Annotated in this window: 19 protein-coding genes; 9 read left to right on the plus strand and 10 right to left on the minus strand. The window is 71.2% G+C overall.

Annotated elements, in window-relative coordinates:
- Nucleotides 1-100 precede the first annotated feature (100 nt).
- Nucleotides 101-667, plus strand: coding sequence for a DJ-1/PfpI family protein (locus CG740_RS31240; RefSeq protein ID WP_100578641.1), 567 nt, complete (start codon nt 101-103; stop codon nt 665-667).
- Between the two features lie 47 nt (nt 668-714).
- Here CG740_RS31240 and CG740_RS31245 read toward each other — a convergent pair whose 3' ends face one another.
- Complete coding sequence (locus tag CG740_RS31245) at nt 715-1,410, minus strand: HAD family hydrolase (protein ID WP_100578642.1); 696 nt, start codon at nt 1,408-1,410, stop codon at nt 715-717.
- A gap of 75 nt (nt 1,411-1,485) precedes the next feature.
- Entirely contained in the window at nt 1,486-1,992 is a 507-nt protein-coding gene (locus CG740_RS31250) for a DUF6912 family protein (RefSeq protein WP_100578643.1), read from the minus strand.
- Nucleotides 1,993-2,270: 278 nt separating this feature from the next.
- Here CG740_RS31250 and CG740_RS31255 point away from each other — a divergent pair, with 278 nt between their 5' ends.
- Entirely contained in the window at nt 2,271-2,678 is a 408-nt protein-coding gene (locus CG740_RS31255) for an Rv3235 family protein (protein ID WP_100578644.1), read from the plus strand.
- 99 nt (nt 2,679-2,777) lie between these two features.
- Here CG740_RS31255 and secA read toward each other — a convergent pair whose 3' ends face one another.
- Nucleotides 2,778-5,633, minus strand: a complete 2,856-nt coding sequence (secA, locus tag CG740_RS31260) for a preprotein translocase subunit SecA (protein WP_100578645.1) — start codon at nt 5,631-5,633, stop codon at nt 2,778-2,780.
- A gap of 197 nt (nt 5,634-5,830) precedes the next feature.
- Between secA and CG740_RS31265 the strand changes: the two genes are divergently transcribed.
- Nucleotides 5,831-6,403 carry a GNAT family N-acetyltransferase gene (locus CG740_RS31265; protein ID WP_100578646.1) on the plus strand — a complete coding sequence of 191 codons (573 nt, stop codon included), beginning with the start codon at nt 5,831-5,833 and terminating at the stop codon, nt 6,401-6,403.
- Between the two features lie 123 nt (nt 6,404-6,526).
- Entirely contained in the window at nt 6,527-7,696 is a 1,170-nt protein-coding gene (locus tag CG740_RS31270) for a winged helix-turn-helix domain-containing protein (RefSeq protein WP_100578647.1), read from the plus strand.
- Here CG740_RS31270 and CG740_RS31275 read toward each other — a convergent pair.
- From CG740_RS31275 to mtnA, 7 genes are all read right to left on the minus strand, one after another.
- Nucleotides 7,689-8,447 (minus strand): response regulator, encoded by a 759-nt coding sequence (locus CG740_RS31275; protein ID WP_100578648.1) that lies wholly within the window; start codon nt 8,445-8,447, stop codon nt 7,689-7,691. The genes CG740_RS31270 and CG740_RS31275 overlap by 8 nt on opposite strands.
- 251 nt (nt 8,448-8,698) lie before the next feature.
- Entirely contained in the window at nt 8,699-9,388 is a 690-nt protein-coding gene (gene hpf / locus CG740_RS31280; RefSeq protein ID WP_100578649.1) for a ribosome hibernation-promoting factor, HPF/YfiA family, read from the minus strand.
- 313 nt (nt 9,389-9,701) lie between these two features.
- Nucleotides 9,702-10,529: a ComF family protein gene (locus CG740_RS31285; RefSeq protein WP_100578650.1), complete on the minus strand. Its 828-nt coding sequence runs from the start codon at nt 10,527-10,529 to the stop codon at nt 9,702-9,704.
- Nucleotides 10,530-10,618: 89 nt separating this feature from the next.
- Nucleotides 10,619-12,535, minus strand: coding sequence for an LpqB family beta-propeller domain-containing protein (locus tag CG740_RS31290; RefSeq protein ID WP_442802864.1), 1,917 nt, complete (start codon nt 12,533-12,535; stop codon nt 10,619-10,621).
- On the minus strand, nt 12,525-14,534 hold the full coding sequence (gene mtrB, locus CG740_RS31295) for an MtrAB system histidine kinase MtrB (RefSeq protein WP_199846628.1): 2,010 nt from the start codon (nt 14,532-14,534) through the stop codon (nt 12,525-12,527). The genes CG740_RS31290 and mtrB overlap by 11 nt, the downstream gene beginning before the upstream one ends.
- Before the next feature lies 1 nt (nt 14,535).
- Nucleotides 14,536-15,225: a two-component system response regulator MtrA gene (gene mtrA, locus CG740_RS31300; protein ID WP_189389435.1), complete on the minus strand. Its 690-nt coding sequence runs from the start codon at nt 15,223-15,225 to the stop codon at nt 14,536-14,538.
- Between the two features lie 4 nt (nt 15,226-15,229).
- Entirely contained in the window at nt 15,230-16,378 is a 1,149-nt protein-coding gene (mtnA, locus tag CG740_RS31305) for an S-methyl-5-thioribose-1-phosphate isomerase (protein WP_100578652.1), read from the minus strand.
- Between the two features lie 155 nt (nt 16,379-16,533).
- Between mtnA and CG740_RS31310 the strand changes: the two genes are divergently transcribed.
- Genes CG740_RS31310 through CG740_RS31330 form a run of 5 tightly spaced genes read left to right on the plus strand, consistent with a single transcriptional unit; the run spans nt 16,534 to nt 21,989 of the window.
- Complete coding sequence (locus CG740_RS31310) at nt 16,534-17,811, plus strand: glycerophosphoryl diester phosphodiesterase membrane domain-containing protein (protein WP_100578679.1); 1,278 nt, start codon at nt 16,534-16,536, stop codon at nt 17,809-17,811.
- 4 nt (nt 17,812-17,815) lie between these two features.
- Nucleotides 17,816-18,505, plus strand: coding sequence for a DUF4129 domain-containing protein (locus tag CG740_RS31315; protein WP_100578653.1), 690 nt, complete (start codon nt 17,816-17,818; stop codon nt 18,503-18,505).
- On the plus strand, nt 18,502-19,689 hold the full coding sequence (locus CG740_RS31320; protein ID WP_100578654.1) for a DUF4350 domain-containing protein: 1,188 nt from the start codon (nt 18,502-18,504) through the stop codon (nt 19,687-19,689). Before CG740_RS31315 ends, CG740_RS31320 begins: the two co-directional genes overlap by 4 nt.
- Nucleotides 19,686-20,669 (plus strand): AAA family ATPase, encoded by a 984-nt coding sequence (locus tag CG740_RS31325; protein WP_100578655.1) that lies wholly within the window; start codon nt 19,686-19,688, stop codon nt 20,667-20,669. The genes CG740_RS31320 and CG740_RS31325 overlap by 4 nt, the downstream gene beginning before the upstream one ends.
- A gap of 9 nt (nt 20,670-20,678) precedes the next feature.
- A complete protein-coding gene (locus tag CG740_RS31330; protein WP_100578656.1) occupies nt 20,679-21,989 on the plus strand; it encodes a DUF58 domain-containing protein in 1,311 nt (436 codons plus the stop codon).
- Nucleotides 21,990-22,129 lie beyond the last annotated feature (140 nt).

The following is a 22,129-nucleotide window of genomic DNA, read 5'->3' on the forward strand; positions in this document are numbered from 1 at the left end:
AGGTTGACCGTACGGAATCCGCGGGTGCGGCAGTGTGGTATCCGCAGGTGCGATCGACCTCGGGCCACCTGGGCCCCGGCCCCCGAGAGGGAGTGCACTCATGGCAGCCAAGATCCTCATCGTGACCGGCGACGCGGCCGAATCCCTGGAAGTCCTCTACCCCTACCAGCGGCTGCGCGAGGAGGGGTACGAGGTCCATATCGCGGCCCCGGCCCGCAAGAAGCTGCGGTTCGTGGTCCACGACTTCGAACCCGGCTTCGACACCTACACCGAGAAGCCCGGCTACACCTGGCCCGCCGACCTGGCCTTCTCGGAGGTCGACCCCGGCCAGTACGTCGCCTTGGTGATCCCGGGCGGACGGGCGCCCGAGTACCTCCGCAACGACCCGGAGCTGAGGAAGCTCCTCAAGGCCTTCTTCGACACCGACAAGCCGGTCGCCCAGATCTGCCACGGCCCGCTGCTCACCGCCGCGATCGGCGGCCTGAGCGGCCGCCGGGTCACCGCCTATCCGGCCCTTGAGCTGGACATGCAGACGGCGGGCGCCACCTTCCAGGACGCGGAGACGGTGGTGGACGGCACGCTGGTCTCCGCCCGCGCCTGGCCGGACCACTCCAGCTGGATGCGGGAGTTCTTGACGGTGCTGCGGGCGAAGGCTCCGGTGACGTAGCCGGCACCGCCCCGGGCAGGAGCCGGGCGGGGGCCGGGCCGGGTCCCTCAGGCCACCAGGTCCTCGGCGACGGCGACCGCCTCCGCGAGGGTGTCGACCACCGGCACCCCCGCCGCGGCGAGGCTGGTGCGGCTGTGGGAGCCGCCGGTGAACAGCACCGCCTGCGCCCCCACGGCCGCCGCGGCCACCGCGTCGTCCACCGCGTCCCCGATCACCACGATGCGGTCGCCGGATATCTCGGGGTCCGCCGTCCGCAGCGCGGTCAGATGGCGGACCATGTGTTCCGCCTTGCTGCCGTGCGAGGGCCCGGTGCGTCCGTCGACGCGCACGAAGTGCTCGGTGATGCCGTGCCGCCGCACGATCGGCACCAGGTGTTCGTGCGGCGCCATGGACAGCAGGGACTGGCTCAGGCCCGCCGCCCAGCGCGCCGCGAGCAGCTCGGCCGCGCCCACGGTGAGCCCGCAGGAATCCGCCCGCGACCAGTACTGCCGGTGGAAGGCCGCGTCCATGACCAGCCATTCGGCGTCCGTGGGCAGCCGGCCCATCAGGCGCTGGTAGAAGCGGGGTATCGGTACGCAGTACAGATCGCGGTAGCGCTCAAGCGTGATCGGCTCAAGGCCGAGCTCCGCGAAGGCGGCGTTGGTCGCCTCGATGACCGCCACGTTGTCGTCGAGCAGTGTGCCGTTCCAGTCCCAGACCAGATGGGCCTGGCGCTTCCCCGTGTCCTGCCTGCCGTTCCCCATGCGAAAAAGGTACCCACCCGCACTGACAATCGACCACGGACGGGCATAACCGCAGGTCAGGCGGTCACGGTCAGGTCAGGCGATCAGGTTGGGAATCTCCTGCACCCCGAACCACAGCAGTTCGTGGTCCTCGGCCCCGTCCACGGTGAACTGCGCGTCGTCGTCGCCGTGGTCGGCGGCGCCGAGCGCCCCGGCCGCGGCCGTCACATCGGCCACCGCGTCCTCGGCGTCCACGTGCACGGCGGCCGCCTTGGCGAGCGGCACCGCCGCGGCGATCCTCACCTCGCCGAGCGAGCTCGCGTCCAGGGCGCTGTCGGGATCGGCGGCCACGGTGTTGTCCGGCACGTCCACGGCGACCACGACGCGGCGCCTGGCGGTGCCCGGCTGCCCGGCGAGCAGCCGCAGCGAGGCGGCCGCGGCCCGGTTGAGCGCCGCGTACTCCAGCTCCTCGATGTCGTCCGAGACGTACCACTCGCGCAGGCCGGGCGTGACGGCGTAGGCGGTCAGCGGGCCGGGGCCGAGTTCTCCGGCGCCGTGGGCCGTCGCGAGACCGGAGATGGTCAGGGGTACGTAGACGCGCATGAGGGACCGCTCTCTTCTCGTCGTCCCATCCGGTCGTGAGACGGATTCAGGATACGCGCGGGAGTCCCCCTTCGAGCTGCCGGTGCCCCCTCGGCACCGCTCCCCGCCGGATCCGGCCACACCCGCCCCCACCTGGGAAGACGCGCGGCCCACTCATCCGGATAGGTGAATCCGCAGACTCTCACCCGACCCGGGTCCGGTCCTTGCGACCGCTCCCGCCGTCCCCGTACAAGATCCCCAACAGAAGTTACCCACTGGTATCGAAGGGGACGGCAGCCATGAGCGGGACCACGACAGGGCCGGCGGGACGCGGCGACCAGCGCAGGCCCGGCAGCACCGGAACCCGGCGGCCGCAGCGGCTGACCCCGCACGAGCTGTTCGCGCAGAAGCTGCTCGCGGTGCTCAGCGGCGAGCGCCCGGTGCACTGGATGCTCGGCCTGACCGTCGGGGACGCCTACGAGCAGCTGGTGCGGCTCGCCCCGCGCACCCCCTTCCGCACCCGCGGCGCCCGGCCCGTCGTACGGTCCTGCCGCGCGGCCCCGCTGGACCGCGGGATCGTCGAGGCGGCCGCCTGCATCGCGGCGGGCGAGCAGGTGCGCGCCATGGCCTTCCGCCTGGAGCGGGGCGCCGATCTGCGCTGGCGCTGCGCCGCGGTGGAGCTGGGCGGCGAGCGGGTCCCGGCATAGCGAGGGGCCCGGCACCATCGCGGTGCCGGGCCCCTCTGCGACGCACAGCCGACGGCGGTCCCGCCCGGCTGTCTCTCGCGCCTTGCTTCTGCTCGCGCCCTACTTCTTGCGGCGGCGGCCGCCCGTGGTCTTCTGGGCCTTGCGGCGCTCGGCGCGCGTCAGGCCGTCCGACTCCGAGCGGGCCGGCTCGTCGTCACCGTTGTCGAAGTCGCCCTCGACCACACCGCCCTCGCCGTCCACCGTGGGCGCCGAGAAGTGCAGCCGGTCGGGGCGCTGCGGGGCGTCCAGACCCTTGGCGCGGATCTCCGGGCGCGCGGCCGGGATGGCGTCCTCCTTGGTGAGCGAGGGCCCGTCGGCGAGCACCGAGTCCTCGACCGGGACCTCCTCGACCTGCTGCTCGACCTGTACCTCCAGGTTGAACAGGTAGCCGACCGACTCCTCCTTGATGCCCTCCATCATGGCGTTGAACATGTCGAAGCCCTCGCGCTGGTACTCGACCAGCGGGTCCTTCTGCGCCATGGCCCGCAGGCCGATGCCCTCCTGGAGGTAGTCCATCTCGTAGAGGTGCTCGCGCCACTTGCGGTCCAGGACCGACAGGACCACGCGGCGCTCCAGCTCGCGCATGATGTCCGAGCCGAGCTGCTCCTCACGGGAGGCGTACTGCTCGTAGATGTCGTCCTTGACGGACTCGGCGATGAACTCGGCGGTGATGCCGGCCCGGTCGCCCGCCGCGTCCTCCAGCTCCTCCACGGTGACCTTCACCGGGTAGAGCTGCTTGAAGGCGCCCCACAGCCGGTCCAGGTCCCACTCCTCGGCGAAGCCCTCGACCGTCTCGGCCTGGATGTAGGCGTCGATCGTGTCGTCCATGAAGTGCCTGACCTGCTCGTGCAGGTCCTCGCCCTCCAGGACGCGGCGGCGCTCGCCGTAGATGACCTCGCGCTGGCGGTTGAGCACCTCGTCGTACTTCAGGACGTTCTTGCGGGTCTCGAAGTTCTGCTGCTCGACCTGCGACTGGGCGGACGCGATCGCGCGCGTCACCATCTTGTTCTCGATCGGCACGTCGTCCGGGACGTTCGCCATCGACATGACGCGCTCGACCATCGCGGCCTTGAACAGGCGCATCAGGTCGTCGCCGAGCGACAGGTAGAAACGGGACTCGCCCGGGTCGCCCTGACGGCCGGAACGGCCGCGCAGCTGGTTGTCGATGCGCCGCGACTCGTGCCGCTCGGTGCCGAGGACGTACAGGCCGCCCAGCTCCTTGACCTCTTCGAACTCGGCCTTGACGGCGAGCTCGGCCTTCTCCAGGGCGGCGGGCAGCGCCGCGGCCCACTCCTCGACGTGCTCCACCGGGTCGAGACCCGCCTGGCGCAGCTCGGCCTCGGCGAGGTCGTCCGGGTTGCCGCCGAGCTTGATGTCGGTGCCTCGTCCGGCCATGTTGGTGGCGACGGTGACGGCGCCCTTGCGGCCGGCCTGGGCGACGATCGTCGCCTCCCGGTCGTGCTGCTTGGCGTTGAGCACCTCGTGCTGGATGCCGCGCTTGGAGAGCTGCTGCGAGAGGTACTCGGACTTCTCGACCGAGGTGGTGCCGACCAGGATCGGCTGGCCCTTCTCGTGCTTCTCGGCGATGTCGTCGACGACCGCCTCGAACTTGGCGACCTCGGTGCGGTAGATCAGGTCGGACTGGTCCATGCGGACCATCGGCCGGTTGGTCGGGATCGGGACGACGCCGAGCTTGTAGATCTGGTGGAACTCCGCGGCCTCGGTCATCGCCGTACCGGTCATGCCGGAGAGGCCGGGCTCTTCCTTGCCCTGCTGGTCGTGCCGCTTGTAGAGGCGGAAGAAGTTCTGCAGGGTGATCGTGGCGAGGGTCTGGTTCTCGTCCTTGATGTCCACCCCTTCCTTCGCCTCGATCGCCTGGTGCATGCCCTCGTTGTAGCGGCGGCCGGCGAGGATACGGCCGGTGTGCTCGTCGACGATCATGACTTCGCCGTCGAGGACGACGTAGTCCTTGTCCTTCTTGAACAGTTCCTTCGCCTTGATGGCGTTGTTCAGGTAACCGACGAGCGGGGTGTTCACCGACTCGTAGAGGTTGTCGATGCCCAGCCAGTCCTCGACCTTGGCAACGCCCGGCTCGTGGATGGCGACGGTGCGCTTCTTCTCGTCGACCTCGTAGTCGCCGGTCTCCTCGATGCCCTTCAGCGGGTTGCCCGCCTCGCCCTTGGTCAGGCGCGTCACCAGCTTAGCGAAGTCGCCGTACCACTTGGTGGCCTGGTCGGCCGGGCCGGAGATGATCAGCGGCGTACGGGCCTCGTCGACCAGGATCGAGTCGACCTCGTCGACGATCGCGAAGTTGTGGCCGCGCTGGACGAGCTCGTCCTGGGACCACGCCATGTTGTCGCGCAGGTAGTCGAAGCCGAACTCGTTGTTCGTGCCGTACGTGATGTCGGCGGCGTACTGCGCGCGGCGCTCGGCGGGCGACATGTTGGCCAGGATGCAGCCGACTTCCAGGCCGAGGAACTTGTGTACCCGGCCCATCATCTCGGAGTCGCGATCGGCCAGGTAGTCGTTCACCGTGATCAGGTGGACGCCCTTGCCGGACAGCGCGTTCAGGTAGGCCGGCAGCGTGCCGACGAGGGTCTTGCCCTCGCCGGTCTTCATCTCGGCGACGTAGCCGAGGTGCAGCGCGGCTCCACCCATCATCTGGACGTCGTAGTGACGCTGGCCGAGGACGCGCTTGGCGGCCTCGCGCACGGTCGCGAAGGCTTCGGGAAGCAGGTCGTCCAGGCTCTCGCCGTCCGCGTACCGCTGCTTGTACTCGTCGGTGAGGGCACGCAGCTCGGCGTCGGAGAGGTTGACGAAGTCCTCTTCGATGGAGTTGACCTGGTCCGCGATGCGGTGCAGCTTGCGCAGGATCTTGCCTTCGCCTGCACGCATGATCTTTGAGAGGACGGACACGGGGGTTGGTCTCCTTGCCGGTCGGGCCTGGCGCGGTCGAGTGGCTATGGGTGTGGATACAGCAACGGTCATCGTATGCGAGGACCCGGCCGCGCCGGGAGGTCTGCTGTTACGACAACGGACGGGACCGGCCGAAGGTGCCGGGCGGGTGGGGAAATGAGGTGGTTCCCGCGGCCGTGAGCCAGGAGAATCGGGCGATGGAAGCCATAACGCTCACCACCGACCGCCTCCTGCTACGCCCGGTCGGCCCCCAGGACGCCGACGCCGCCTACGCCGCTTGTCAGGATCCCGACATCCAGCGCTGGACCACGGTCCCCTCGCCCTATCTGCGCGAGCACGCGGAGGCCTTCACCTCCTCCTACGGCCCGGACGGCTGGCGCCACGACACCGACTACACCTTCGCAGTACTTACTGCGGACGGCTCGGTCCTCGTCGCCATGATGAGCGTGACGCGGCGCGGCCCCGGCTGCGCGGAACTCGGCTTCTGGGCGGCCAAGGAGCACCGGGGCCGCGGCTATGTGGTGGAGGCCGCTGCCCGGCTGTCCCGCTGGGCCTTCGAGGCGGCCGCCGTCGACCGTCTTGAGTGGCGCGCGGAGGTCGGCAACGAGGCCTCCCGGGCCGTCGCCCTGAAGGTCGGCTTCACCCTGGAGGGCATCCTGCGCTCGGCGGCCGTGCACCAGGGCAGCCGCCGCGACCACTGGGTCGGTTCGCTGCTCCCCGCGGACCTGGGCCTGCCGGGTGTGCTGCCCTACCTGCCCGCGCGGGCCTGATCGCCGGCGCACGGTCAGCGGGCCTGATCGCGTCCGTGCGGTCGGCGGGCCTGTCCGCCCCCGCGTGGTCAGCGGACCTGTCCGGCCCCCGCGTTGTCAGTGGCGGCCACTATCGTGCGGAGCATGACGAGCCTGCCGCCTGCCGCCGCCGAACTGTCCGCCGACGAGGCCCGCAGGATCGCCCTGCGCGCCCAGGGCTTCCTCGGGGCGCCCGACCGCCGGGGCGGGGTGCGCGGGGTGCTGCGCCAGCTGGGCGCGGTGCAGCTCGACACCATCTCCGTGCTCGCCCGCTCGCACGAGCTCGTCCCCTACGCCCGCCTCGGCGCGGTCGGCCGCCCCCTGATCGAGGAGGCGTACTGGAGCGGTGGCCACGCCTTCGAGTACTGGTCGCACGCGGCGTGCATCCTGCCCGTCGAGGAGTGGCCGCACTTCGCGTTCCGCCGCCGCGCCTACCGCTCCCGGCCGCACTGGGGGCACGAGTTGCCGGACGGCGCCTACGAGCAGGTGATCAAGCAGCTGCACGCCGAAGGCCCGCTCACGGCAACGGATTTGGGCGGCGCCAAGAACCAGGGCGAGTGGTGGGACTGGTCGGCCTCCAAGGTCGCCGTCGAGCGCGCCCTGATGTACGGCGAGGTGGTCTGCACCGAGCGGCGCGGCTGGAAGCGGGTCTACGACCTGGCCGAGCGCGCCATTCCGGAGCCACTGTTGCACGACGACCTGGACGACACCGAGTGCCTGCGCCGACTGGTGCGGCTGGCCGGCCTGTCCCTCGGGGTGGGCACCCGCGCCGACATCGCGGACTACCACCGCCTCAAGGGCGAGCAGTTCGACGCGGTGGTCGCCGATTCGGGCCTGGTGCCGGTCACCGTGCAGGGCTGGGGCAAGCCCGCCTGGGCCGCCCCCGAGGCGCTGGCCACCGAGCCCCGCGGCCGCCACCGCACCACGCTGCTGTCGCCGTTCGACTCGCTGGTGTGGGACCGCGCCCGCACCGAGCGCGTCTTCGGCTTCGCCCACCGCCTGGAGGCGTACGTCCCCAAACCCAAGCGGATCCACGGGTACTTCGCGATGCCGCTGCTCGCCGGCGGCAGGCTGGTCGGCCGGGTCGACCCGGCCCGCGAGGGGCGCACGCTGGTCGCCAAGCAGGTCTCGCTGGCTTCGCCGAAGGCCGTGCGGCCCATGGCCCAGGCCCTGTTGGAGGCCGCTACCTGGGTGGGCTGCGACGCGGTACGTATCGAGCGGGCCGGGTCGCCGCAGGAGACGGCGGCGCTCACCTCGGCGCTGGCGGCTATCTGATCTCCAGGATCTTCTCGCGCATCGCGTAGACCACCGCCTCCATCCTGGAGTGCAGCTGGAGCTTCTCCAGGATGTTGCGCACATGGTTCTTCACGGTGTTCTCGGAGATGAACAACTCCTTGGCGATGTCACGGTTGTTCATGCCCGTGGCCACCAGCTTGAGCACCTCCAGCTCCCGCTCGGTGAGCCGGGGCGCGGGCACCAGACGGCGCTCGTCGGTGCGCTGGATCATCGACTTGAACTCGGTGAGCAGCTTGGAGGCCATCGAGGGGCTGATCTGCGACTGGCCGTCGGCGACCGCGCGGATCGCGGTGGCCACCTCGTCGGTGGAGATCTCCTTGAGGAGGTAGCCGGTCGCCCCCGCCTTGATCGCGTCGTAGAGATCGGCCTCCTCGTCGCTGATCGTCAGCATGATGATCTTCGCGCTGGGGGCCACCTCCTTGATGGAGGTGCAGGCCTCGATGCCGCCGCGCCGGGGCATCCGTACGTCCATGAGCACGATGTCCGGCAGCAGGTCGGCCGCCTTGTCCACCGCCTCCGCGCCGTCCCCGGCCTCGCCGATGACCTGGATGTCCTCCTCGGCGGCCAGCACGATCTCAAGTCCCCGGCGGAAGAGCGCGTGGTCGTCCACCACCAGCACCCGGATCGGCTCCTTGCGGGAACCGCCCATGTCCATGCCGCTCTCGCGGTCCCCCCCGTTCCGGCGGTCGGCATGGGAACCGTCGTGCACCGGACCGAAGTTGTCCGCCATCGTTCCTCCCCCTGAAGGCCGTGGCCCGCGTTGGTGTGCTGCACCAACCACGCTCCAGGGAGCTGCGGTTGGCGTGCGACGCCATGATTTCATGCCCGGCCGACAGAAAGGGGTTCCAGTGGTCGCACGGTGGTGCCCCTGGGGGCGCACACGCGCTCCAGGGGCACCGTCGCCCGCTGATACGGCGCGCCGTCCTCAGACGTTCAGCGCGTCCGCCCCGCGGGGTCGATCCGTGATGCTTCCGGGCCGGGTCAGCCGCCCAGCGCACCGCCCGCACCGCTCGCGTCCTCACCGGCGAGCGGGTCGGTCTCCAGGTGGATGACGCCGTAGTCGTAGGCGTGCCGCCGGTAGACGACACTGGGGTTCTTCGTCTCCGAGTCGACGAACAGGTAGAAGTCGTGCCCGACCAGCTCCATCTCGTAGAGCGCCTGGTCGAGCGTCATCGCGGCTGCCGTGTGCGTCTTCTCGCGGACCACCAGCGGCCCTTCGCCCTTCACTTCGAGCGAGCCGATCCTGGTGGTGGGGATGCGGTCTTCCTCCGAAGTGTCCACAAGCTCGCCGTTTCCGTTCAGCGACGCCACACCCGGCACTGCGTCGACGACCTCGGCGGCCGAGAGCCGGCCGTTGCCGCGGCGCGTGTAGCGCTTGTCGTGCTGCTTGCGCAGCCGCGCCTCCAGCTTGCCGGTCGCCAGATCGAGCGCCGCGTACGGGTCTGCTGCCGCCGCCTCCGCACGGATCACCGGGCCTCGCGAGTGGAGGGTGATCTCCACCCGGTCCGAGCGGTCCGCCTGCCGCGGGTTGTGTTCCTTGGACACCTCGACGTCGAGGCTGATTACCTTGCCGTCGAGCTTCTGGATCTTCTCCAGCTTCAGCTTCTCGGCCACGTGCTTGCGGAACCGCTCGGGCACCTCGGTCTTGCGGCCCTTGACGACGATGTCCACGCAGAACTCCGTTCCCGGATCACTCCGCTCTCCGCGGAGTGGCTCCCTTTTGCACCAGACCCCGGTGTGTGCCGGGGCGTCGGACTCGGTGACGTATCACCTCCTCCTCCCCCGTCGAGAAGATCCCCACCCCACCGACTCGGGGGTAAGTGAAAACGCGCCGAAGCTCAGTCGTGCATTAAGTGAACGGGCTTTCGCCATTCCTCACAACCGAACATAGCTCTCTCGGCCTGATGTCGGCACCCGCTACTCGCGCGTACCCCCACTCAGGTGTTTCCACCCTCTCACTACCTGCAACGATGCAAGTTCTCTGTCAGTTCCGGTTTATTGCGAACGATTCCGGAGTCGCCGCGACAACCGCGGCGAGCGGGCGCCGGTCATCGCCGTACGGCGGTGCCGACCCGGCGCCTCGCCGACGATGCGAAGCCCCCGCCGGAGGAAATACCGGAATTCCCTGCCTGGGGCATCCATCTCCGTCCGGAGCGTCCTTGTCCCGACCGCCTACCCCGGCCGCACGGATCGCACGCGCCGCTTCCGCAAGGGATGCACCGGTGGTCATCAGATCGTCCACCAGGACCACCTGGCCGCCCCTCAGGAGCCCTGCGCCGCCCCCTGCCACCACCAGGGCCCCCGACAGATTCCGGAGCCGCTCAGGAGCGCTCAGGCCCGCCTGGTCGGCCACCGTGCGCCGCTGGCGCAGGACCGCGGCCACCCGCGCGTCCGTCCCGCCCCGGCGCAGCTCACCGGCCGCGGCCAGCGCGATACGCCGGGTCGCGTCGTGCCCACGGGCCCGCACCGCGCGGCGTGACGACGGCACCGGGACCAGGAGCAACGGCCCCTGCCCGCAAGGACCGGCGGCCGCCCGGGTCGCACCCGCGAGCGCCTGTCCGAGTACCCCGGCCAGACCGAGCGCGCCCCGCTCCTTGTGGCCGAGCAGCACCGCGCGCACCGCGTCCTCGTAGGGCGCCGCCGCGTACACGACCGGCAGCCCGCCGGGCTCCGGTGCCGGGCGCACCCGGCGCGCGGGCGCCCCGAGCAGCTCCGCCCGGCACCCCCCGCACAGCGCCGTACGCTGCCTGCCGCAGCCGCCGCACGCGGTCGGCAGCACAAGGCCGGAGAACTCCCGCCACCACCCCCGCATGGCTTCACTGTGCCCACCGGGAGCGGCATACCGCCACCCCTGTGGACAACCCGCCCACCGCTCCGGAACTCCCCGGACAGGCCTGGGAACTACCCCGGATAGGCGGGCGCCGAGCCCTTCTTGACCGCCGTGCGCCAGTTCGCTCCGGGCGGCAACCGGACGATGCCGTCCTCCTGCGAGTGCGCCACCAGCGGCATTCGGTCGTCGTCGGTGGCGGCGACATCCGTGACCTTGTTGACGCTCGGCAGGGTGCCGGCGGCCGAGGTCGACCCGTCCGTCTGCACATAGCGCAGCTGCTGCGAGACTCCGCCGATCTCCTTGCCGACCACCACGAGACGGCTGCGCCCGGCCCACGACACGGCCGTCACGTCCTCCATCTGCGGCGCCCCGGCGCGCAGTTCGACCACCGAGACAACGCTCTTGGCGCCCTCACCGCTCCGCTCGACCCGGCCGATCCGCAACGTCGTATGGGTGCCGTCGGAGACCAGCAGCGCCGCGCGCACACCGTCCGCCGACATCCGCACCTGCTGGATGCGCGCACCGTTGAGCCCGGCGACGTCGACCGTCTGCGGCTGCCCCGTGCCCTGCACGAGGCGCAACAGCCGCGGCTTGGCCGGGTTGCGGTCGGCCACCCACAGGTCGCCGCGCCCGTCCCAGCTCGGCGCCGAGAGGCCGCCGTCCTTCGCGTCCTTGTCGTCGCTGTTCACCGGTGGACGCGTCAGGGCACCATCGGCTGCGAGCGGCGCCACGAGCAGGGACCTGCCGTCCGCCGACACCCCGGCCGCGCGCTTCTCGTCCCGCGAGACCGCGACCGTACGCACCTGCTGGTCGCCCTTGCCGAACGGTCCCTGCACGGGTTCGGTCACCACCGAGGTGTCCGCACTGTCCGAGGTGTCGGCGCCGTCCGAGCCGCTGCCCGAGCCGTCCGAGCCGCCCGCGTCGGCCCGCATCCGCTCGACATGGCCCTCCGCGTCCACGAAGTACTGGCCGGGGCTGGTCGACATGCGGTCCGGCGCGTACGTCTCGGCCTGGTCGCCGCTGAGCACACACAGCTGGGAGCCGTTGGCCCGGTCCAGCTCGACCTGGCCGATCCGCGTCGTCGTCAAGTCCCGCAAGGTGAAGAGGACTTGGGCCGCCATGCGCTTGCACTGCGCCTCGCCCGCGTTGGAGGCGCGCTCGTTCAGGGGCACCTTCAGGGCGTTGCGGTCGTCCAGGGCGAGGGTCTTGGTGCCGTCCTTCAGGGCCGTCCCCGAGGGGAACTTCGAGGCGACCACCGGGCTCAGCCAGCTCGTCGGGCCGTCCAGGACGGACTGCACCGTCTGCGTGATCAGGTTCATCTGCGTCACGGGGTCGGTGCGCAGCCGCATATAGACCGGGTCGGCGACGAGGCGGTCCTGGCCCACCGCGAAGTAGTACTTGTTGACGGAACGGTAGATGCGCTGGAAGTCGGACTGGCCGAGCAGCAGCCCCTGAGGCAGGGCGTCGATGCGCCACTCGCGGCCCGTGCCGTCGGCACCGCTCTGGCGGACCAGATGGATCGTCTCGTTGTACGTGTCCTGGGGATTGGCCGGCCGGTAGGCGTGCTGTTTGTCGACGAGCGCGACGGTCTTGCCGGACACCGTGAAGGTGAAGCCGTTCGCGTCCGCGCCCCGGTCCGCGGAGCGGTTGGGCTGCGGATCGGGTCCGTCCGCCAGGACGGTGACCATGGTCGCCCGCCAGTCCATGGCGGCCTTCGGCGTCAGGTACTGGCGGGCCATCGCGAACTGGGGATCGTCACTGGTCATCGCTTCGAGGAAGCCCGAGACGATCTCGTTGGGCTCGGCGCCCGGCCGCGGCGGCACCGCGTACACCTGCACCTGCGAGTCGGCGCGCTGGGAGGCGGAGACCGAATGCACATCGCCGCTGCTCGGCATGGACGCGCAGCCCGTCACGAGCAGCGAGCCGCAGCCAAGGACGACCACCGCCCCCAGCAGCTTGCCACGGGCCCTCCCCCGGTCAGCGCCCACGGGCCGATCCCTCCTGGTCAGTCGTTTCGACGAGCCTCTCCGCGGCATCCGTACCGTCCTCGTGCGTCCCCGTCGGCCGCGCCCCCGGCTCCGTCTCGGGCCGGCGGGCCACCACCCGGCCACCGCCACCGCCCCCGCCGGGCAGCCCGGCGGGGCTGGCCGCCGGGCCCGAGGTGCGCGGACGCACCGGCGCCGTGGGCGGCACGGGCAGCGGGGAGCGGTCGAGGCGGGGTATCGGCACGGTGGACAGCCGGTTGCCCTGGCTCCCCGAGGACGCCTCCTCGGTCCTGGCCCGCTCGCGGGCGGCCCGTGAGTCCTCGGGCTCCAGCGGTATCGGCGATCCGCGCAGCGGCTCGTCGGCGGTGCGCGGCAGCGTCAGCCGGAACTGGGAACCGCCGCCCGGCTCGCCCCAGGCCTGGAGCCAGCCGCCGTGCAGCCGCGCGTCCTCGACCGCGATCGACAGGCCGAGCCCGGTACCGCCGGTGGTACGGGCGCGCGCCGGATCGGCCCGCCAGAAGCGGTTGAACACCCGGGTCGCCTCGCCGGGCTTGAGCCCGACGCCGTAGTCCCGCACGGCGACGGCGACGGCCCCACCGGCCGCCGCGAGGCGCACCACGACGTCCCGGCCCTCGCCGTGCTCGACGGCGTTGACGACCAGGTTGCGCAGCACCCGCTCGACCCTGCGGGCATCCGCCTCGGCGACCACGGGCTGCTCGTCGCCGGCCACCCGTATGCGGGTGCCCTTGCGCTCGGCGAGCGGCTCGGCGCCCTCGATGACCCGGCGTACGACCTCGCGCAGGTCTATCGGCTCGGCCTCCAGGGCGGCCGCGCCCGCGTCGAACCGGCTGATCTCCAGGAGGTCGGCAAGGAGCGACTCGAACCGGTCCAGCTGCCCGGCGAGCAGCTCGGCCGAGCGTGCCGTCACCGGATCGAAGTCGACGCGCGCCTCGTGGATGACGTCGGCCGCCATCCGCACGGTCGTCAGGGGGGTGCGCAGCTCGTGCGAGACGTCGGAGACGAACCGTCGCTGCATCCGCGACAGCTCCTCCAGCTGGTTGATCTTGACCTGGAGGTTCTGCGCCATCTTGTTGAAGGCTTCGCCGAGCCGGGCGATGTCGTCCTCGCCGGTGACCTTCATACGCTCTCTGAGCACGCCCGTGGAGAGCCGTTCGGCCACTCCGGCCGCCATCCGCACCGGCGTGACCACCTGCCGCACGACGAGCCAGGCGATCGCCCCGAGCAGCACCACGACGAACAGACCGGCGGTCGCGAGCGTCGTCTTGACCAGGGTGAGCGACTTCTCCTCCTGCACCAGCGGGAAGAGGTAGTACAGCTGGTAGGACTGCCCGTCGACGTCCTTCAGCCGGGTGCCCACCACCAGCCCGGGCTCGGCCTCCTGGCCGTCGGTGAATTTGATCGAGGTGTACGTCTTGAACGCGCCGACGCCCTCGTCGACGCTGTCGCGCAGGCTCTGCGGAACGCTGGCACGGGGATCGACGTAGCCGGAGGCGCGCGGGCCCCGGTTGCTGGACGCCGAGTCCGAGTCGGAGGACGCCGAGCCGAGGGCGACGACGTAGAACGCGCCCTGGCCGCTGCTGGCGAGCTGGGTCACCAGGTCGTTGCGCCAGCTCACCGACGAGCCGGAGCCGCGGCCGCCCGACGCGGTGTCGTCACCGGACGAGACCGGGGTGCCGGCCTTGTCCTTGGCAACGGCGAAGCCGCCCGCGGACTGGCTCTCGGCCGCCTTCTCCTTGGTGTCGAGCAGGCCGTTGCGCACGGCCCCGATGACCACGAAGCCGAGCAGCACGACCACGCCCAGCGACATCAGCAGGGTGGCCGCGACCACCCGCAGCTGGATGTTGCGCCGCCACAGCCGTGCGGCGGGCAGCAGCGGACGCCGCAGCCAGCGCACGACGAGGCGCAGCACCGGACCGCCGGGCGCTCCGTCCTGGAGCAGCCGGCCGCCCCAGGACGTCTTGCGCCCAGCTTCTTGGGTCATCTCAGCTCGGTCCTGCCTTGTAACCGACCCCACGGACGGTCACCACGATCTCCGGCCGCTCGGGGTCCTTCTCGACCTTCGAGCGAAGCCGCTGCACATGCACGTTGACCAGGCGGGTGTCCGCCGCGTGACGGTAGCCCCAGACCTGTTCGAGGAGTACTTCACGAGTGAACACCTGCCACGGCTTGCGGGCGAGCGCGACCAGGAGGTCGAACTCCAGCGGGGTCAGGGCGATCGACTGCCCGTCCCGCTTCACCGAGTGGCCTGCCACGTCGATGACCAGATCGCCGATGGCGAGTTGCTCCGGCGCAGGCTCCTCGGACCTGCGCAGCCGGGCCCGGATCCGGGCGACCAGCTCCTTGGGCTTGAACGGCTTCACGATGTAGTCGTCGGCCCCGGACTCCAGGCCGACCACCACGTCCACGGTGTCGCTCTTAGCGGTGAGCATGACGATCGGCACACCCGACTCGGCCCTGATCAGCCTGCAGACCTCGATGCCGTCCCGTCCGGGCAGCATGAGATCGAGCAGCACCAGGTCGGGCTTGGCGTCACGGAATGCCGCCAGTGCCTTGTCGCCATCCGCTACGAACGACGGCTCAAAACCTTCTCCACGCAACACAATGCCGAGCATCTCGGCCAGTGCGGTGTCGTCGTCGACGACAAGGACGCGTCCCTTCATAAACGTCATCATCCCATTAGCTAATCGTTACCTGGCGTGACCTGGCACACAGCTCCCTCAGACCGCCCCCTGTCACCGGCGACAGCACCCCCTCCTCCGTGACGATCGCCGTGACCAGCTCCGGCGGTGTCACATCGAAGGCGGGGTTGTACGCCTGGGTCCCCAGCGGGGCCACCGGAAGGCCGGAACCCGACCCCCAGCCCCCGCCCGCGGCCTGCGGCACAGTGAGCTCCGTCACTTCCTGTCCGGGCCGCTGCTCGACCTCGATCGCGGCGCCGTCGGGAGTCTCCAGGTCCACCGTGGTGACGGGCGCGACCACGATGAAGGGCACGTGGTGGTACTTGGCGAGCACGGCGAGCGGATAGCTCCCCACCTTGTTCGCCACCGAGCCGTCGGCCGCGATCCGGTCGGCGCCGATGAGGACAGCGTCCACCTCCCCGGCCGCGAACAGCGAGCCGGCCGCATTGTCGCTCAGCAGGCTGTACGCCATCCCGCTGCCCGCAGCCTCGTACGCGGTCAGCCGCGCCCCCTGGAGCAGGGGCCGCGTCTCGTCCACCCACAGCCGCCGCAGACGGCCCACCCGGTGTGCGGCGAGGGCCACGGCGAAGGCGGTGCCCTCGCCACCGGACACCAGCCGCCCGGTGTTGCAGTGGGTGAGGATCCGGTGGCTGCCGCCCGGCAGCAGCTCGTCCAGCAGCGCGAGTCCGTGCCGGGCCATGCGCGCGCTGGCCTCGGCGTCGGCCCGGTGCAGCTCCTTGGCGGCGGCCAGCGCCGCGGCTCCCGCCTCCGCGACTCCTCCGCCCTTCTCGACCACGGCCCGGTACGCCCCGGCCGCCAGCCGCACTCCGTAGCCCAGATTGACCGCGGTGGGCCTGGCCCCCGCGAGCAGCGCCGCCGCCTCGTCCACGTCGAAGCCACGAGCCGCGGCGAGCGCCACCCCGTAGGCCCCGGCGATGCCGAGCAGCGGCGCTCCTCGTACCGCCAGCTTCTGGATGGCCAGCACAAGGCCCGGCACATCGGTGCAGACCAGCTCCATCTCCTCGGCGGGCAGCCGGGTCTGGTCCAGGAGGACCAGTACGGGGCCCTCCGGCGGCTCGTCCCAGCGCAGCGAAGGTATGCCCGAAGGGCCGGGCCCTGCCGTGGTTCGCACGTCCTGATCAGCCATCCGCCCAGTCTGCCCCGGAAGCCGCCGACAATTGAAGGTGCCAACGAGATACGGGGGCAGGTCCATGGCCGGGATCCACGTGACACCATGGCAGCCAACCCGAAGGAGCCGGCGTGCGCAGCCGGTCCCGCGACCAATCCACGAGGTGGACGACCGTGAACGACTCTCCGGGCTGGGCCTCGCCCGGATCGCCCTCCTCCGACGGCGAGAACACCGGCGGCGAGCACACCGGCGGCGAGAACTCCGGCACGCCTGCGACTCCGGAGCACTCCGACCGGGCCCGTGCCTCCTCGAAGTGGTCCCAGGACCAGCCCCCGGCCGCCCAGTGGTCCTCGCCGGGCGCCGGCGGCCCGACGCCTCCGCAGCAGGCTCCCGGCTGGGGTGGGGGGCCACAGGGCCAGGGAGCTTGGGGACAGGTCCCCGGGCAGCCCCCGAGCGGCCACTGGAACCAGAACTACGGCCGCCCGCCGGCCGCGAAGCCCGGCGTCATCCCGCTGCGCCCGCTGGGTGTCGGCGAGATCCTCGACGGCGCCGTCTCCACGGCGCGCGCCCACTGGCGAACAGTGCTCGGCCTCACGCTGACGGTCGCGGTGATCTCGCAGATCGCCCAGCTCCTCGCCACCCGCTATCTCGTACCGGCCCCGGCCTCGATCAACCCGAACGCCACCGGCACCGAAGCCGTCAACCAGGCCGTCGACGCGATGCGGTCCAGCCTCGTCGATCTGCTGCCGCCGCTGGTGATCGGTCAGTTCGCCACGCTGTTCACCACGGCCGTCCTCACCATCGTGGTCAGCCGTTCCGTGCTGGGGCGTCAGGTGAGCCTGGGAGACGCCTGGGGCGAGGCCCGGCCGCGGCTCCTGAGCCTGCTGGGCCTGCTGGCCCTGCTGTTCGTCATGGTCGGAGCGATCATGACCGTGGGCATCCTGCCCGGTCTGCTCGTCGGGGGTGCCGGAGGCCTCGCGCTGGCGCTGCTCGGCGGCACCGCCGCGTTCGTGGCCGCGCTGTGGCTGTACATCCGCTTCAGCCTCGCCCCTCCGGCGCTGATGCTGGAGAGGCAGAGCATCGTCCAGTCCCTGCGGCGCTCCGCCAAGCTGGTCAACGGCTCCTGGTGGCGCATCTTCGGCATCATCTCGTTGACGTCGGTGCTGACGGTCATCGTCTCGATGATCATCATGATCCCGTTCGCGCTCGCCGCGACGGCGGTGGACAGCAGTTCCTTCCACGGCCTCCTCGACGGCACCACTCCCGATTTCAACTGGGCCTACTCGATCGTCTCCGGCATCGGTGCCGTGATCGGATCGGCGATCACCTACCCGATCGCGGCCGGCGTCAGCGTCCTGCTCTACATCGACCAGCGCATCCGCCGCGAGGCCCTCGACCTCGAACTGGCCCGCGCCGCGGGTGTTCCCGGCTACGAGACACCCAGGAGCTGATGCAGTGTCAGAAGCGGGGGGCTTCATCACAGCACGACTCCTGAACGGCACATCCGGCACTCCTCCGGTGGACATCGGACGCGAGCCCGCACGCGAGGCGGCCCGGCGCGAACTGTCCGACCCGGCGTACCACCAGAACGATCCGAGCCTTCTCCAGAGGGGGCTCAACAAGTTCTGGGACTGGGTCGGTTCACTCTTCGACTCCGCCTCCGTGGCCACCCCCGGCGGCCCACTCGGCCTGATCGTGATCGTCGTCGCCGTCATCGCCCTGATCGCCGCGCTCTGGTGGCGCCTCGGCACTCCGCACCGGGCGGCCACCTCGGGCGGCACCGTCTTCGACGACCGCCCCCGCAGCGCCGCCGAACACCGCACCGCGGCCGCGGCACACGCCGCCGCCCGCCGCTGGAACGAAGCCGTCCAGGAACAGATGCGCGCCATCGTCCGCGCGCTCGAAGAGCGTGCCCTCCTCGACCCCCGCCCCGGCCGCACCGCCGACGAGGCCGCGGCCGAGGCCGGACGCACGCTGCCCGGCCACGCGGACCGATTGCACGCCGCAGCCCGCGCGTTCGACGACGTCACATACGGCGGCCGGACCGCCGACGAGCCGACATACATTCGGCTGCGTGACCTCGACCGGGACCTCGAACGCACCAAGCCCGCCCTGACTGACGCGAACCACCTGGTGGCCCCGTGACCGCCACCACGACCGCCCCCACCTCCACCTCGGTCACGGCCCGCCGCCTGTGGACCCGTACCCGCGGACTGGCCCTCGCCCTCGTCATCCTCATAGCCGCCGGAACAGCCCTCGCGGCGCTCCGCTCCGACGCCCAGCACGGCAGCCTCGACCCGCGCTCCGCCGACCAGTACGGCAGTCGAGCCGTCGCCGAACTCCTCAAGGCCCAGGGCGTCTCCACTCGCGTGGTCACCACGCTCGGCGAGGCGACAGCCGCCGCCGGGCCGGACACCACCCTCCTCATCACGGTCCCCGACCTCCTGACAGAGGGGCAGCAGCGCCAACTCCGCGCCGCCACCGCCGACTCCGGCGGCCGTACGATCCTCATCGCCCCCTCCTCTCCGTCGCTCGACATCCTTGCTCCGGGCGTACGCGCCGAGGACCCGGTCCCCGTCAAACCGCGCGACCCCGGTTGCACCCGGCCCGACGCCACCCGCGCGGGCCGCGCCGACACCGGCGGCATCCGTTACACGGGCCCCGAGGAGAACAACGACGGCTGCTACCCCGCCGAGGGCCTGCCCACCCTGCTCCGCACCCCGGCGGCACACGGGCAGGGGGACACGGTCCTGATGGGCGCGCCCGACCCACTCCTCAACCATCGCCTCGACGAGGAGGGCAACGCCTCCCTCGCCCTCCAGCTCCTCGGCACTCGTTCGCATGTGGTCTGGTACCTCCCCTCGCTCGGCGATGTGTCGGCCGCCGACGGCGGCAAACGCTCCTTCTTCGACCTGATCCCGTCCGGCTGGCTGTGGGCCACCCTCCAACTCGCCCTGGCCGCTGTCCTCGCGATCGTCTGGCGCGCCCGTCGGTTCGGCCCGCTCGTCAGCGAGCGGCTCCCGGTCGCCATCCGCGCGTCCGAAGCGACCGAAGGCCGCGCCCGCCTCTACCGCAAGGCCAACGCCCGCGACCGCGCGGCCGACACCCTGCGCTCGGCCACCCGCAGCCGCTTGGCCCCCCTCCTCGGCGTGGCCGCCTCGGCGGCGCACTCCCCCGAAGTCCTCGTCCCGGCCGTCTCCGCCCGGCTCCCCGCGGCCGGCCGCGATCCCCTTTCCCTGCTCTTCGGCCCAACCCCGGCCGACGACGCCGCACTTGTCCGCCTCGCGGACGAACTGGACGCCCTCGAAAGAGAGGTACGCACTTCATGAGCGACCGCACCCCGGAGGCCACGGCGAACCCGGACAGCGCCCGCGCTTCCCTCGAAGCCCTGCGCGCCGAGATCGCCAAGGCCGTCGTCGGCCAGGACTCCGCCGTCACCGGCCTCGTCGTCGCCCTCCTCTGCCGCGGCCATGTGCTGCTCGAAGGCGTGCCGGGTGTCGCCAAGACCCTCTTGGTGCGCGCCCTGGCCGCCTCGCTCGAACTCGACACCAAGCGCGTTCAGTTCACCCCCGATCTGATGCCGAGCGACGTGACCGGCTCCCTCATCTACGACGCCCGCACGGCAGAGTTCTCCTTCCAGCCCGGCCCGGTCTTCACCAATCTGCTGCTCGCGGACGAGATCAACCGGACTCCGCCCAAGACCCAGTCCTCCCTCCTCGAAGCCATGGAGGAACGCCAGGTCACGGTCGACGGCACCCCGCGCCTCCTGCCCGACCCGTTCCTGGTCGCCGCCACCCAGAACCCGGTCGAATACGAGGGCACATATCCACTGCCCGAGGCCCAACTGGACCGCTTCCTGCTGAAGTTGACCGTCCCGCTGCCGTCTCGCCAGGACGAGATAAACGTCCTGTCCCGGCATGCGAACGGGTTCAACCCCCGTGACCTCCAGGCCGCAGGCATACGCCCGGTGGCCGGTCCCGCGGACCTCGAAGCCGCCCGCGCCGCCGTCGCCAAGACCTCGGTCTCGGACGAGATCGCCGGCTATGTCGTCGATATCTGTCGTGCCACGCGTGAATCCCCCTCGCTCAGCCTCGGGGTCTCCCCCCGAGGCGCCACCGCCCTGCTCTCCACGGCCCGGGCCTGGGCCTGGCTCACCGGGCGGGACTACGTCATCCCGGACGATGTGAAAGCCCTGGCACTCCCCACACTTCGCCATCGCATCCAACTGCGCCCCGAAGCGGAGATGGAGGGCGTCACCGCCGACTCCGTCATCACTTCCGTCCTCGCCCACGTCCCTGTGCCCCGCTGAGGCGACCCCATGGCCCTCACCGGACGCTCCGCACTCCTGGCCGCTCTCGGCTCCGTCCCGGTCGGCGTCTTCGCGCCGGGATGGACCGGCATGCTCGCGGTCAATGCTCCCCTTGCACTCGCAATTCTGTGCGACTACGCCTGCGCCGCGCCAGTGCGAAAGCTCCGATTCACCCGAAGCGGTGATACGTCAGTTCGACTGGGTGACGCGGCCACGGTCGACCTCACCATCACCAATCCCTCGAACCGCCGCCTTCGTGCCCAGGTCAGAGATGCCTGGCCGCCCAGCAGCTGGACCTCCGACACCGAACGTATGGCGTCCCGCCAGCCGTTGACGATCCCGGCCGGCGAACGGAGCCGACTCTCGACCGCGCTGCGCCCCACCCGCCGGGGCGACCGCCAAGCCGATCGCATCACGATCCGCTCGTACGGTCCTCTCGGGCTGGCCGCCCGCCAAGGCAGCCACGAGGTCCCCTGGACGGTACGGGTCCTGCCACCGTTCACCAGCCGCAAGCACCTGCCGTCCCGCCTGGCCCGACTACGCGAACTCGACGGCCGGACCAGCGTGTTGACCCGCGGCGAAGGCACCGAGTTCGACAGCCTCCGGGCATACGTCCCCGGCGACGACACCCGCTCCATCGACTGGCGCGCGACCGCCCGCCAGGGAAACGTCGCCGTACGCACCTGGCGTCCCGAGCGGGACCGCCACGTCCTGGTCGTCCTCGACACCGGGCGCACTTCAGCCGGCCGAGTCGGCGACGTACCCCGACTCGACGCGGCCATGGATGCCGCACTCCTGCTCGCCGCCCTCGCTTCACGCGCCGGCGACCGGGTCGACCTCCTCGCCTACGACCGCCGAGTACGCGCCCAGGTCCAGGGCCGAGCAGCAGGCGAACTCCTGCCCGCACTGGTCAACGCGATGGCCCCGCTCGAACCGTCGCTGGTGGAGACGGATGCGCGAGGCCTTTCCTCCGCCGCGTTGACGCACGCCCCGCGCCGCTCCCTCGTCGTACTGCTCACCAGCCTCGACACCGCGGCAGCAGAGGAGGGACTGCTCCCCGTCCTCCCCCAACTGACCCAGCGCCACACGGTGTTGGTGGCGGCCGTGGCCGACCCCCATATCCGGCAGATGGCAGCCGGCCGTGGCGATGTCGAGGCGGTTTACGAGGCGGGCGCGGCAGCCCAAACCCAAGAACAGCGCCGCCGCACAGCGGAGAAGCTCATGCGTCACGGTGCCACAGTCGTGGACGCCACTCCGGACGAACTGGCGCCGGCCCTGGCCGACGCCTACCTCGAACTCAAGGCGTCGGGCCGCCTGTAGGCCACGGGCGGGGCCGGTGAACGAGATGGCAATTGCCTTGTCTCTCGCTCCCGCCCCCATCCAACACTTCCGGAACACAGAAAAGCCCCGCACCGTGACCCTGGGGGTCTGGTGCGGGGCTTTTCCCAAAAATTGTTCGG

Origin of the sequence: Streptomyces sp. CB01201 (assembly GCF_002803085.1) — a bacterium.
GTDB lineage: Bacteria > Actinomycetota > Actinomycetes > Streptomycetales > Streptomycetaceae > Streptomyces > Streptomyces hundungensis.

Coding starts and splice junctions, on each gene's coding strand:
- CG740_RS31265 (WP_100578646.1), top strand. CDS start 5,831: ATGGAAGCCATAACGCTCACCACCGACCGCCTCCTGCTACGCCCGGTC.
- CG740_RS31330 (WP_100578656.1), top strand. CDS start 20,679: ATGGCCCTCACCGGACGCTCCGCACTCCTGGCCGCTCTCGGCTCCGTC.
- CG740_RS31245 (WP_100578642.1), bottom strand. CDS start 1,410: ATGGGGAACGGCAGGCAGGACACGGGGAAGCGCCAGGCCCATCTGGTC.
- CG740_RS31285 (WP_100578650.1), bottom strand. CDS start 10,529: ATGCGGGGGTGGTGGCGGGAGTTCTCCGGCCTTGTGCTGCCGACCGCG.
- CG740_RS31270 (WP_100578647.1), top strand. CDS start 6,527: ATGACGAGCCTGCCGCCTGCCGCCGCCGAACTGTCCGCCGACGAGGCC.
- CG740_RS31240 (WP_100578641.1), top strand. CDS start 101: ATGGCAGCCAAGATCCTCATCGTGACCGGCGACGCGGCCGAATCCCTG.
- CG740_RS31250 (WP_100578643.1), bottom strand. CDS start 1,992: ATGCGCGTCTACGTACCCCTGACCATCTCCGGTCTCGCGACGGCCCAC.
- mtrB (WP_199846628.1), bottom strand. CDS start 14,534: ATGACCCAAGAAGCTGGGCGCAAGACGTCCTGGGGCGGCCGGCTGCTC.
- CG740_RS31255 (WP_100578644.1), top strand. CDS start 2,271: ATGAGCGGGACCACGACAGGGCCGGCGGGACGCGGCGACCAGCGCAGG.
- mtnA (WP_100578652.1), bottom strand. CDS start 16,378: ATGGCTGATCAGGACGTGCGAACCACGGCAGGGCCCGGCCCTTCGGGC.
- CG740_RS31275 (WP_100578648.1), bottom strand. CDS start 8,447: ATGGCGGACAACTTCGGTCCGGTGCACGACGGTTCCCATGCCGACCGC.
- mtrA (WP_189389435.1), bottom strand. CDS start 15,225: ATGATGACGTTTATGAAGGGACGCGTCCTTGTCGTCGACGACGACACC.
- CG740_RS31325 (WP_100578655.1), top strand. CDS start 19,686: ATGAGCGACCGCACCCCGGAGGCCACGGCGAACCCGGACAGCGCCCGC.